Origin of the sequence: Paenibacillus sp. ACRRX (assembly GCF_022346885.1) — a bacterium.
Classification (GTDB): Bacteria; Bacillota; Bacilli; order Paenibacillales; family Paenibacillaceae; genus Paenibacillus_B.
This window is the reverse complement of the sequence record NZ_JAKRNK010000003.1, coordinates 1-13010: the sequence shown is the minus strand read 5'-3', so window position 1 is coordinate 13010 and position 13010 is coordinate 1. Positions and strand designations below refer to the sequence as shown.

At 46.4% G+C, this 13010-nt stretch carries 8 protein-coding genes and 1 rRNA gene; 5 read left to right on the top strand and 4 right to left on the bottom strand.

The genetic code is table 11. The features are described from left to right. Nucleotides 1–31 precede the first annotated feature (31 nt). The 3 genes from MH117_RS10890 to MH117_RS10880 all read right to left on the bottom strand — a co-directional run bounded on the left by MH117_RS10890 (nt 32) and on the right by MH117_RS10880 (nt 4819). On the bottom strand, nt 32–1783 hold the full coding sequence (locus MH117_RS10890) for an alpha-glycosidase (RefSeq protein ID WP_239328736.1): 1752 nt from the start codon (nt 1781–1783) through the stop codon (nt 32–34). Between the two features lie 194 nt (nt 1784–1977). Continuing rightward, entirely contained in the window at nt 1978–3657 is a 1680-nt protein-coding gene (locus tag MH117_RS10885; RefSeq protein WP_481857266.1) for an alpha-amylase family glycosyl hydrolase, read from the bottom strand. 112 nt (nt 3658–3769) lie between these two features. After that, complete coding sequence (locus MH117_RS10880) at nt 3770–4819, bottom strand: LacI family DNA-binding transcriptional regulator (RefSeq protein WP_239328734.1); 1050 nt, start codon at nt 4817–4819, stop codon at nt 3770–3772. A gap of 279 nt (nt 4820–5098) precedes the next feature. Here MH117_RS10880 and MH117_RS10875 point away from each other — a divergent pair, with 279 nt between their 5' ends. The 4 genes from MH117_RS10875 to MH117_RS10860 all read left to right on the top strand — a co-directional run bounded on the left by MH117_RS10875 (nt 5099) and on the right by MH117_RS10860 (nt 11286). Next, complete coding sequence (locus tag MH117_RS10875; protein WP_239328733.1) at nt 5099–6382, top strand: sugar ABC transporter substrate-binding protein; 1284 nt, start codon at nt 5099–5101, stop codon at nt 6380–6382. A 119-nt stretch (nt 6383–6501) separates the two neighbouring features. Next, nucleotides 6502–7893 carry a carbohydrate ABC transporter permease gene (locus MH117_RS10870; protein ID WP_239328732.1) on the top strand — a complete coding sequence of 464 codons (1392 nt, stop codon included), beginning with the start codon at nt 6502–6504 and terminating at the stop codon, nt 7891–7893. Then, nucleotides 7890–8732, top strand: coding sequence for a sugar ABC transporter permease (locus tag MH117_RS10865; protein WP_239328731.1), 843 nt, complete (start codon nt 7890–7892; stop codon nt 8730–8732). Before MH117_RS10870 ends, MH117_RS10865 begins: the two co-directional genes overlap by 4 nt. Nucleotides 8733–8835: 103 nt before the next feature. After that, complete coding sequence (locus tag MH117_RS10860; RefSeq protein ID WP_239328730.1) at nt 8836–11286, top strand: glycoside hydrolase family 31 protein; 2451 nt, start codon at nt 8836–8838, stop codon at nt 11284–11286. 134 nt (nt 11287–11420) lie between these two features. Here MH117_RS10860 and MH117_RS10855 read toward each other — a convergent pair whose 3' ends face one another. Beyond that, nucleotides 11421–12443, bottom strand: coding sequence for a LacI family DNA-binding transcriptional regulator (locus tag MH117_RS10855; protein WP_239328729.1), 1023 nt, complete (start codon nt 12441–12443; stop codon nt 11421–11423). Nucleotides 12444–12923: 480 nt separating this feature from the next. Here MH117_RS10855 and MH117_RS10850 point away from each other — a divergent pair. Then, nucleotides 12924–13010, top strand: a 16S ribosomal RNA gene (locus MH117_RS10850); the annotation flags it as partial.

Sequence of the window (13010 nt, the reverse complement as noted above, 5' to 3'; positions counted from 1 at the left end):
GTGTATAGGCTGGGTGAAAAACTAATGAATTTTATTCACGACGTAAAATAAGGGCGCTCATCGCTTCAAGCGAGATGGAAACCTTGCTGCTTTGAACCACAACAGTCTCTCCCGAAACTTCATTGTGCCATTCACCTTGAGGTAACGACAGTCGAATCGTCCGACGACGGGAACTGTTATTGAGCAGCACTATAAAATGACTAAGTTCGTCAGCACGCTCATATGCGATGACCCGATCATTTTCCTTTGCATACAAGAAGCGGAAGCTGCCGGTTCGAAGCGCTGTAAATTTGTGTCTAAATGCTATCGTGTCCTGATAATGCTGCAGCAGTTCTAGATCCTGCTTCGATTCATCCCACTCCATACATTTGCGGCAGTCAGGGTCGTTGCCTCCGTCCAGTCCGATCTCGTCTCCGTAGTAGATACACGGTGTCCCCAGGAAGGTCAGCTGGAACAAAGAAGCCAGCTTCAACTTGCGCTTATCCCCGCCGCATAAAGTCAGTAATCGTGCTGTGTCGTGGCTGTCGAGCAGGTTAAACATCACTTCATTCGCCTGCTGCGGATAACTGGCCAATTGATGTTCGATTGCCTGCGCGAATTGTATGCCGTCGATCTTGCCCTCTGCAAAGAAATCGTGCATGGCATACGTGAACGGATAATTCATGACCGCATCAAACTGATCCCCCTGCAGCCACATCATGCCTTCGTGGAACATCTCACCGAGAATGTACGCTTCTGGATTAACGGCTTTTACTGTCTGTCGGAATTCCCGCCAGAATTGATGATCGACTTCATTGGCGACGTCGAGGCGCCAGCCGTCAATGCCGACTTCTTCAATCCAGTACCGGGCTACTTCAAGCAAATATTGCTTAACCGCTGGATTTTCAGTATTTAATTTTGGCATCATTGGTGTAAAAGCAAACGTATCAAAGGTTGGAATGCCGTCAATGACCGTTAGCGGGAACTGGCGGACATGGAACCAATCTTTGTAGATGGATTCTTCGCCTTTCTCCAACACGTCGACGTAAGGCTCAAAAGTATAACCGCAATGGTTAAACACAGCATCCAGCAGCACCCGAATGCCCTTGCGATGGCAGGCAGCTACCAGTTCCTTGAGCTTTTCGTTAGACCCAAAGTGTGAATCCACTTTCATGTAATCTTTTGTGTCGTATTTGTGATTGGTCGTTGCTTCAAATATTGGCGTAAAATAAATAGCCGTAATACCCAGCTTCGCCAGATGGTCAAGGTGGTCCATTACCCCTTGCAGGTCCCCTCCAAAATAATTGTCCGGTGTCGGTTCGCCTCCCCAAGGCAGTACGCCTTCAGGGTCGTTGTGTGTATCACCGTTTGCAAAGCGCTCCGGGAAGATCTGATAAAAAACAGCATCCTTCACCCAGGCAGGAGGGGTAAATACATCTACGGGGTTCAGAAACGGATACTCGAACCAACTTTTAGTTGGTGTAGGCGTATCCTTTTGAAAACCACGTTCCGTCATCCACACTTCCTCGGTCGAAGACTCCAGCTTAAATACGTACGCGAGTCGACGGAAGGTGGGAACAGTTTCTGCCTGCCAATAGTCAAATAACTCATCTTGGTATAGTCGCGTCATGGATATAGTCGTTGTCTTCTCCAGCCCCTCCCAGCAGTCAAACTTGTCACCGTAGTATACCGTCACACGGCTAACATCGTTTTTCTTAGTGCGAATGCGTACATGAATGGTTTTGCGATCATAGGCATAGGCCCAGTTCTGCTTGGGGCGATGGTAGATAGCTTCTAACAGCATGATGTGATATCTCCTTTAATGTGGGAAAGTGGATTGCTGAATCTTCTGATCTTACGAATGAAGTCATAAACAACTCAGGAACTAAAAACTGAAATAACGAAACAACGAAATAACGAAATAACTAAACAAACAAATAGCCAAACAACGAAACAGCTAAATAACTAAGTATCTAACGGCCTGATGCCCTGACGAATTCATGGTCCCAGCACTACTGTACTGTAAGGCGGTATCGTGCAAGTACCATTAGCCAGGACTGCCCCATCTATGCTGGAAAATACCAACGACTTCATCGTATCGGCAGCACCTGATTGCAGCTTTACCTCCTGCTTAGTGCTAGATAAATTGTGCAGTACGAGCCGCACTTCGTCTTTAGTTGCCCGGATATATCCAGCTACTTTGTCCTGACCAGATGTATAGGACTGGATGCCCCCGTTCTGCAAAGCTTTGTCGGAATTACGGTATGTGATTAGCTTCTTGTAGTGATGCCATAATGACAGAGGATCCTGCATTTGCTGTTCAGCAGATACCGTCTTCTCATTCGAAGCGGCAGGCTCCCACGAAGTCATGCCGTCAGCCTTGGCATCCATAGACCACTGCATTGGCTCCCGCAGCCGCTCATCTGGTTTCATGCCAAGCATTCCGATTTCTTCACCGTAATAAATAAACGGATTGCCAGGCAGCGTAAGCAGCACGGAAGCTGCCATCTTGGCGTGGTTCACGTTGCTGCCCAATTCACTCATGACGCGGTTTCCGTCATGGTTGGACAGGAAGGGCGCATCGACGAATTGACCGTTGGACTGTTTGCTGTAGTACGTATAAATTCGGCTCAACATCGCGCCGACATCTGCGTCCTTCTCATCTGCTACCATCGAGATCAGTCGCTTAGACAGATCAAAGTTAAATGCAGAGTTCAGTGCTTCATTCAGATACGGACCAATAACAGCCGGGGAGTCCCACACTTCACCGACCAGATAGGTATCTGGTTGGACCTCATTGACGGCTTTTCGGAATTCCTGCCACCATAGTTGATTACTTTTTACAACAGCAGGGTCCTGACTTGTATTCTGAAAGTCTTCGTATACATGCTTGGCGGCATCTAACCGGAATCCATCTACGCCAAGCTTAAGCCAGAATTGCGCGGCTTTTTTAATCTCGGCCCGGACATCGGGGTTATCCATATGCAGATCAGGCATACCTTCCCAGAAGATGCCGAGGTAGTGCTGTCCATTTTTCTGGTGCCAAGCTTGCTGCCCCCAGGCACCTCTGGTAGCGGGATCCAGCTTCAAATCCTCCGCCCACATATACCAATTTCGTTTTGGATGATCTATCCCTTTCATCGATTGGGTGAACCAGGGGTGCTCGCTACTCGTATGGTTCACGACCAAGTCCATCACAAGTGACATATCGCGTTTGTGGACTTCTGTTAGCAGCCGCTTGAAGTCCTCCATCGTGCCGTAGTCAGGGTTAATGCTGTAATAATCGGTAACATCGTAGCCGTGATAGGAAGGAGAAGGATTAATCGGCATCAGCCACAGATGCTTAACACCAAGGTCTTGCAAGTAATCCAGCTTGGCAGTAATGCCATTTAGATCCCCGATTCCGTCTTTATTGGTGTCATAGAACGAACGGACAAATATTTCATAATAGACACCGCTGCTAGGGCCCATCGGGGTGAGGGCGTCGGTTAACTGTAACGTTTTGTTGACGTCGGATAATGTTGCTTCTACTTGTGGAGACGGTGCGGTTGACTTGCTGGCTGCTGACGTTGATGTATTGGAGGAGGATTGGCAGCTGGAAGCAAACAGCATCGTTGTGATAGCTAGCGTTGTAAGCAGAAACCGAACAATTGGTTTGGACTTGAACAAATGGATCACGCTCCTTAGTGCAGTGGTGGACATGCATAGCAGGTACAGATCATTTCATTTATCAAGCGGACAGCGGTGAGATACAAATACCTCTAGCGGCTGCAGTACTCTCAAACAACTATTATTTATTCAGCAATGCTGATTCTAATATTTCGACGGGTGCCTGAACCGAATCGCGCCATATGAGCTGATGGGGAATAATGATACGGGCTTGCTCGAAGCCTTCTCCCTTAATACGCTGCACAAGGGCTTGCACGGCCGATTGACCCATCTGGTAGGTGCCAATGTCAACGCTTGAGATTTGCGGCAGACACATCTGAGCCAACAGGGTGTTGTTAAATCCTACTACGCTGCATTCTTCAGGAACACGCAAACCGTTGTTCCACAAGGTGCGGATAATGCTAAATGCCATCACGTCATCAGTTGCGATAATAGCGGTTGGACGTTCTGCTAACGATAAAATTTGCTCGGTGATCTTGGCGGCCGATTCTGGTGTGAATGCGCCCTCATATACATAACCACGATCAAACGGTATGCCAGCTTCCAACAGCGCCTTGCTGAATCCATCCAGTCGGTCCTTGGATACGGTCAAATCAAATGGACCGCTCACAAAGGCGATTCGACGGTGCCCAAGGTTTATGAGGTGCCGTGTGATCGCTTGTGATGCTGCAATGTTGTCGTTATCGACGGAGGTTATGTCACTAAAGTCCTCACTGCGTCCCACGAGCACAAACGGAAACTTTTTCTCGCGAAGAAAGGAGATATTGACATCATCCTTATGCGAGTCCAGCAAAATAATACCGTCAACGTTACGACCACGCACTAATCGCTCTACCGCCTTGACCTCTTCTTCCGCATTGGATCCCGTTGTCATCAGAATATCGTAATGAATGGAGGCTGCTTTGGCCACCATGCCGCGTATAATTTCCGAGAAAAACTGATTCTGTAACAATTCATCTGCAGGGCGAGGAAGCACGATTCCGATATTGTGTGTCGTGTTCGTTACCAGGCTTTTGGCCAACATATTCGGGTGATAGCCGAGTTCATCCATCACCTTGCGTACTTTGCGACTTGTTTTCAGGCTGATCCGCGAATCATTCGAAATGACCCGCGACACAGTCGAAGGGGATACGCCGGCTTGTTCGGCTACATTTACAATCGTTACTGCCATAAATAATACCTCGCTTAACTAGAACTATTCCGATTATGTGTCAAAGTATAGAGGATAAAATATTTTTGTGCAAACGGTTTACAAACAATATGGCACTGTGTATAATTCGGTTTAGGCGTAACCGCTTACAACATAAGTAATAGCAAGGAATTATTTTTTTAGTTATTTGTGCAAAGGTTTGCATAAATTAATGAGATATAAATCACGTCTGTCATTATTTTTACCTTTGCGCGCTTTGTTCCACACCATGAACCAGAATCGAAAGGGGCAGTAAAGAAGATGAAGAAATGGGTAGCAATGCTGTTGTCAGTCATGATGGTATTCACAATTACGGCATGTACATCTAGCGGAAGCAATTCCACTCCGGCGGATACGGGCACCTCTACAGAAACAACAGACAATACATCAGCTGGAAATGAAGAATTGAAACCTGAGGATGGTGCAAATCTGATCGTATGGGAAAGTAAAGAGGCTCGTCCTTTCATAGAGGCAATTGCGAAGGAGTTCACAGCTAAATACAACGTCCCAGTTAAATACGAAGAAGTAGCCGCACCTGACCAAGTGAACAAGCTGATAAATGACGGTCCAGCCGGCATTGCAGCAGATGTTGTCGTGTTTCCGCACGACAATTTGGGCAAAGCGGTAACAGCCGGATTGATTTTACCAAATGATTTCCACGAACAGAAGACGCGTGCAGAGAACTCCGAACTAGCGGTTAACGCAGCTTCTTTCGACAGTATACTGTATGGCTACCCGCGTTCTGTAGAGACGCTAATCATGTTCTACAACAAGGATCTGGTTCCAGAAGCGCCTAAGACAATGGAAGAAGTCGTCGAATTGTCCAAGAAGATGAACGACGTGAAAAACAAAAAGTATACGTACATGTGGGAGATCGGTAACTTCTACTACGATTACATGTTCCTTGCATCCACTGGTGGGTACGTATTTGGCAACAACGGCAGTGACAAAGCCGATATTGGCTTAAACAATGAAGGTGCCATTAAAGGAGCATCGTTCTTGCAGCAATTCGCCAAGCAAGTGCTTCCACTGACGACTTCCGATGTAACGGGTGACGTCAAGAAAGGTCTCTTTACCAGCGGACAATTGGCTTTGAATATTGATGGTCCTTGGGCTATCCCCGACCTGAAAGCATCTGGCATTAATCTGGGTGCAGCACCGATCCCTGGCATTGAAGGTCAACCGTCCAAGACATTCTCTGGCGTTAAAGCTTGGTATGTGAACTCTTACTCGAAATATCCTAACGCTGCAAAGCTGTTTGCTGAATTTGCTTCAACAAAAGATGCACAGTTGAAAAACTACGAAATGACGGGTGTCGTTCCTTCTAATAAGGAAGCGGCAGCAGACAGCAAAGTAGCGGGCGATCCGTTTACAGTAGCTGTACTGGAGCAGTTCAAGAACTCTTATCCAATGCCTGCAATCCCAGAAATGGGAAGTGTGTGGAGTCCGATGGCCGCTGGCTTGGCAGATGTGCTTAATAAAGGTAAAGACCCGAAAGCGGCACTTGATAATGCCGTACAACAAATTAAAGATGCTGTGAAGTAAAAGAGATAGAGAGGGGGCCCGGGGGAGTGATCAACGCTCGCCCGGGTCGTTTCATTGGATAGTTACGGTTATACAAATGCGAACATGATCTTTAGGTTAGCGAGAGAGGGGAGAACCTCATGGCCACTAGACAATCAGCTTCAGCGAGTAACGCAGCGACAATCAGCCGCCAACCTCAGCCGTCGCCAAAGGAGACTAAGTCCAATACTGCCGCCAAAGCTGCAGTGCTTTCCGGTGTATTTTGGGGTCTTGGGCAACTATTTAATCGTCAATATATAAAAGGCATCCTGTTGATGCTGTTAGAAGCTGTAGGTTTAATTTATTTAATTAATTATTTGCCGCGAGCGGTATGGGGAATTTACACATTGGGTGAAACGCCGTCGCAAATGATGAAGGTTGGAAAGCTGTACAAAATGGTTCCTGGCGACCATTCCATTCATTTAATTATTAAAGGATTAATTACGCTGCTTGTTCTGTTTATATTTGTGTGGGTATATGTACTTGTCGTAAGAGACGCCCATGCAGTAGGACGCATGCGAACTAAAGGTGACAAGCCGAACAATTTCTTGCAAACCTTGGAGTATGTCAAAGAGCAAAAGTTTGCCTACTTGTTCCTTGCACTACCGACGGCTGCAGTGTTGTTCTTTACGATAATGCCTATTATTTTTATGATCTTGCTTGCTTTTACTAACTACTCGGCTCCCGAACATATCCCTCCGGCGAAGCTTGTCGATTGGGTAGGCTTCCAGAACTTTAAAGACTTGCTGCAGCTAGGCACATGGAGCGGTACGTTCTACGGCGTGTTGGCGTGGACCATTATTTGGGCCATACTAGCCACGGTGACCTGTTATTTTGGCGGGATTCTAGTTGCACTTCTAGTTCAACAATCGGGTATCCGCTTTAAAACGATGTGGCGCACAATTTTTATAATCCCGTATGCGATTCCGCAAATGTTGTCTTTCCTTATTATGCGAAACATGTTTAATGGTGAGTTTGGACCGATCAATCAATACTTGAGTTATTTCGGCTTGGGCAAGCTTCCTTGGTTGTCTGATCCGTTCTGGGCGAAAGTAACGGTACTAATGGTAAATATGTGGGTTGGTATTCCGGTAACGATGGTGCTTGTTATTGGTATATTAACGACCATACCAAAAGATATGTATGAAGCGGCAGATGTGGATGGCGCGACAGCGTGGCACAAGTTCAAAGCGATCACAATGCCCATGATTACGTATTCAACTGCTCCGATTCTAATTGGTCAATTTGCTGGTAACATCAACAACTTTAACGTTATTTTCCTGATGACCAATGGTAATCCGCCCAATGGTGAATACCAGTACGCGGGCAGTACGGATTTGCTCGTGACGTGGCTCTACAAGCTGACTTTAGACAATAACAAGTTTAATATGGCAGCTGCAATCGGTATTATCATCTTTATTATCGTTGCTTCGTTGTCGATTTGGAGCTACAGACGTACCCGTTCGTTCCGAGAGGAGGATATGATCCAATGAGTGTAGGGGCTAAGAAGAATTCACGTACTCGGTTACTTTTCAGTTATCTCATGCTGATTATCATCGCGATTTGTGTGTTTTATCCGACGATTTGGATTGTGATGTCTTCCATACGACCTGGATCGTCCATTTACAGCGAGTCACTTATACCTAGCAATCCGACGTTTGAACACTATGTCAGTTTGTTTACATCGGAACAATATCAATATGGTCGTTGGTATTTAAATACGTTAAAGATTGCGACGTTTAATATGATATTTGGCGTTATTCTTGTGGTGATGACTGCTTATGCTTTATCACGTTTTCGGTTCTATGGACGGAAAAACCTGATGTCCGGTATGCTCGTGCTCGGTATGTTTCCTGGCTTTATGAGTATGATTGCAATCTACATCTTGCTTATGCAGTTAAACTTGCTGGATACCCACCTGGCTTTAATTTTAGTGTATTCGGCGGGGGCGCCGTTGGGGGCGTTTGTCGTCAAAGGTTTCTTTGACACAATTCCGAAAAGCTTAGAAGAGTCAGCTCGGATTGACGGTGCAACACACTGGACTGTATTTATTAAAATTATGCTGCCGCTTTCCAAGCCGATGATTACGTACATCGGACTGATGACATTTGCTGGTGCATGGGGTGACTTTATATTTGCTCGCTTGGTGCTGCGGACGAAAGAGAAGTGGACACTGGCCATCGGATTGTGGGATATGGTTAACAATGCATCATCGAACTTTACGATGTTTGCGGCCGGCGCTGTGTTAATTGCGATTCCAATCGCCTTGCTGTATCTGTTCTTGCAGCGCTTCTTGGTAGAAGGGTTAACCGCTGGGGCAAGCAAAGGGTAATCATGAACAGACGCTAGTGACAATAAAAGACGTATAGGTTCCAATCGTGTAGTAACAACAAATAGAGAGCATTTCAATTGGATTGAAAGTAGGAGGGACTATTATGCTAGATACAAGCGCAGCTATACATCCAGAGAACGCAAGCCACCAGACGCAAAGTCATACGGGCGTCCAGCTTGGGAATATTACTCATATACAAGAAATGAATCAGGCGCTGCTACTTGTGGGCAGTCATTTTAATCTGGCTATCACTTCGGTCGATGCAGGAGTCGTTCGACTTAAGACATATCGTGGTCAGCAGCCTAATTGGAACACGACGCCTGCAATTATTGCTTCTGAAGGCCGTGCACCTCAATCACTTACATGGACGGAGACGGCTGAGCAAGTATCGGTCACAATTGGGAACACAATGCTTGAAGTCAATCGCTTAACAGGCGCTATCAGCATTCGTAACGAGGCGCAGCCATCTGTGGAGATGGTAAGCTTGCAGCGCAATCGTGAAACGGTGGGAGACTATACGGCATTTATTACCCTTGCGGAAGACGACCATATTTACGGGTTGGGTGAGAAAACAGGCTTCCTCGACAAGCGTGGCGAGCGTTATACCATGTGGAATTCAGACGTATATGCACCTCACGTGCCCGAAATGGAAGCCTTATATCAATCTATTCCTTTCTTGACCGTATTAAATCAAGGCAGGAGTTATGGACTGTTCCTGGATAACCCAGGAAAAACGGTATTCGATATGCGCACCTATGCAAATTCGGCGATGCTCCAATCGTGGACGGGCGAATTTGATTTGTATTGGATAGAAGGTCCAACGTTAAAAGAAGTAATTGTACGCTACGGTGATCTGACAGGACGGATGCCGCTGCCTCCGAAATGGGCGCTTGGGTATCATCAATCCCGTTATAGCTACATGGATGAAAAAGAGGTATTGGAATTGGCTCACAACTTCCGTGAGAAGGAGATTCCTTGTGATGTTATCCATCTCGACATCCATTATATGAACGGCTATCGTGTATTTACATTTGACGAGAATCGCTTCCCAAATCCAGAGCGGATGATGGAAGAACTGCGCAGTCTAGGTTTTCATATTGTACCGATTGTGGATCCGGGTGTGAAAAAAGATCCTATGTACGGGGTATATATGGAAGGTGTTGATGGTGACTTCTACTGCAAGACGGCAGAGGGAGACATCTATACAGGTCCGGTCTGGCCTGGAGAGAGTGCGTTCCCTGACTTTACGGAATCAAGCGTGCGGGAATGGTGGCAGGAGAAGCAGCGTTTCTATACCGATTTGGGCATTGACGGCATCTGGAATGATATGAATGAGCCGGCAATCTTTAATGAAACCAAAACGATGGACGTAAACGTAATCCACGGCAATGAAGGTGATCGCAAGACGCATGGCGAGGTGCACAACTTGTACGGTATGTGTATGTCACAAGCCAGCTACGAAGGGCTAAAGGCTTTGCTCGACGGCAAGCGGCCATTCGTACTGACCCGTGCTGGCTACAGCGGTATTCAGCGTTATGCGGCAGTGTGGACAGGTGATAACCGCAGCTTCTGGGAGCATATGTCGATGGCGATGCCGATGGTATTGAATCTGGGTATGTCCGGCGTGCCGTTTGCCGGCCCGGATATTGGTGGCTTCGCACACCATACGAGTGGTGAGCTGTTGGCGCGTTGGACGCAGATGGGTGTATTTTTCCCTTATGTGCGTAATCATAGTGCGATTGATACGCTGCGCCAGGAACCTTGGTCATTTGGTGAAGAGATTGAACGAATTTGTCAACAATATATCGCATTGCGTTATCAATGGATGCCTTACCTGTATCATTGGTTCTATGAAGCTTCGAAGACGGGGCTTCCGGTTATGAGACCTTTAGTGCTTGAGTATCCGAACGACCCACAAGTATACAACCTGTGCGACCAGTTCCTAGTAGGAGACTCGGTAATCATTGCTCCGATCTATCGTCCGAATACGGAATGGCGGTCTGTCTACTTGCCGGAAGGGGAGTGGGTCGATTATTGGAGCGGCGAGCGTCACTCGGGCAAACAGCATATTCATGTTCATGCTCCGCTGGCGAAGCTGCCTATGTATGTGCGTGTGGGCGCTATCTGGCTCGAAGGTCCTATCCGTCAGCATGCAGAAGAGATCGTTGCCGCTGAGCACGTAACGGCTTCTGTCTATCTGCAAGGCGCAGGTACGTCATCTACGCTGGAATGGTATGAGGACGATGGTCTTACTTTTGCATATGAACAAGGCCAATGGAATAAGATGTTGATTCAAGTAACAGAATCAGAGCGGAATATTAACATCACAGCCAACTATACACACTACGGTTATGAGCCAAAACGGGGCAGCTTGTGCTTCCGCTTGATTGGCATATCTGCTGCGCCTACGGGAGTTGCTGGGTTAGGAGAGCAGCTTCAGGTTGAGCAGCTTGCAGCACAAACAACAGGCTGGGCTTACGATTCGGCACTTGGTGAATTAATAGTGAAACTGCAGGAAAATTCTGCTGGTCACGAGTTGAGTATTGCCTTGTAAGCTGCATAGTCTAATCGGCTGCGAAAAATAAACAGCGATGAAATCGAACGGTATGTAACGTTCGGATTCATCGCTGTTTTTGTGTTAGTAAGCTGAATTGTGATGTGCTCTCCCTTGACCGATGTCCTGGTACTTTACGTGTGGAGTGTTTGCACAGATTCCCGCCAAATAAGCTGATGCGGCATAATGATGCGTGCTTGTGCAAAGCCGTCTCCCTTTATACATTGGATGAGCGCCTGTGCTGTTGTGTTCCCCATCTGATAAATCCCAATGTCCACACTGGAGATCGGAGGCAGACACATTTCAGACAGCAGCGTGTTATTGAAGCCGACAACGCTGTATTTTTCCGGTACGCGCCAGCCTTTGTTCCATAAAGAACGGATAATGCTGAAGGCGACCAGATCATCGATCGCGATAATAGCTGTTGGTTGATCTTCCAACTCTAATATTTGATCTGTTACTTCTATAGAAGATTGTGCGGTGAAGGTTCCCTCAAACATATATTCCTGTCGCATTTGAATGCCTGCCTCAAGCAATGCTTTATTATATCCATCTATCCGGTCCTTGGATACCGTCAAGTTGAGGGGGCCGCTTACAAATGCAATCTTACGGTGCCCCTGTTGTATCAGATTGCGAGTGATATCATAGGCAGCAGCTATGTTATCGTTATCGACCGATATAATGTCGGCGTATTGATTGCTTCGTCCGACGAGCACAAACGGAAATTGCTTGTCCCGCAAAAAAGAAATAATTTGATCATCGCGTCGTGATGACAGTAGAATGATACCATCTACGTATCTTCCTTGAACGAGACGTTCTACCGCTTTTTCTTCTTCAATTTGATTTGTACCTGCGGTCATGAGCACATCGTAGCCATTTGAAGCAGCCTTTGTAACGATGCCTCGTATAATCTCGGAAAAAAACTGATTCTGGAACAGTTCATCTGCAGGACGTGGGAGAACGATGCCAATATTGTTGGTTGTCTTGGTAACAAGACTTTTGGCCAGCATATTAGGATGATAGCCGAGCTCTTCCATCACCTTTCGAACTTTGCGGCACGTCTTCTGGCTAATACGAGTGTCATTGGATATTACACGGGATACGGTAGAAGGTGATACGCCTGCTTTTTGCGCTACGTCAACAATAGTTACAGCCATTTGGGTTATCCTCACTTAGTAAAATATACCCAGAGTATACGTGAAGCGCTATTAATGCGCAAACCATTATGGCGGGGCAAGTGAATAAGTGAGGTGTAACAGAGCTGTGTTTGATAAATGGACACCGATGTCTTAGGGTTGAATAGCACGTAGTCTGCATGATAATTGTAAGCAAGGCAACTCTCAATCTTGTTAGTAGGTTTTTAGATTTATAGTTCTATTAAATTGTAAATTTTTAAAAGTTGCATTCGACATTGTTTTTATGTTACATTATTTCTTGTCGATTCGACGTCATAAGCTAAGGCGAACGGCGGTAAGAAATAAAGAGTTGACAAGCCAGAATGCTTCTGGTAAAGTAAATAAGCGTTCGACATTGATTGTCGAATGATGAAGTAAGTTCCTTGAAAACTGAACAAATGACGAAGCAAACAATAGAGAATTAAATTTCTCGTCAGCAATACAATGAGCAAGTCAAACACTTTAATGGAGAGTTTGATCCTGGCTCAGGACGAACGCTGGCGGCGTGCCTAATACATGCAAGTCGAGCGGAGTTGATGAGGTGCTTGC

What these genes read in the sequence shown, in the direction of transcription:
- MH117_RS10870 (WP_239328732.1), top strand. Translation starts at nt 6,502, where the DNA reads ATGGCCACTAGACAATCAGCTTCAGCGAGTAACGCAGCGACAATCAGC.
- MH117_RS10890 (WP_239328736.1), bottom strand. Translation starts at nt 1,783, where the DNA reads ATGCTGTTAGAAGCTATCTACCATCGCCCCAAGCAGAACTGGGCCTAT.
- MH117_RS10865 (WP_239328731.1), top strand. Translation starts at nt 7,890, where the DNA reads ATGAGTGTAGGGGCTAAGAAGAATTCACGTACTCGGTTACTTTTCAGT.
- MH117_RS10855 (WP_239328729.1), bottom strand. Translation starts at nt 12,443, where the DNA reads ATGGCTGTAACTATTGTTGACGTAGCGCAAAAAGCAGGCGTATCACCT.
- MH117_RS10860 (WP_239328730.1), top strand. Translation starts at nt 8,836, where the DNA reads ATGCTAGATACAAGCGCAGCTATACATCCAGAGAACGCAAGCCACCAG.
- MH117_RS10880 (WP_239328734.1), bottom strand. Translation starts at nt 4,819, where the DNA reads ATGGCAGTAACGATTGTAAATGTAGCCGAACAAGCCGGCGTATCCCCT.
- MH117_RS10875 (WP_239328733.1), top strand. Translation starts at nt 5,099, where the DNA reads ATGAAGAAATGGGTAGCAATGCTGTTGTCAGTCATGATGGTATTCACA.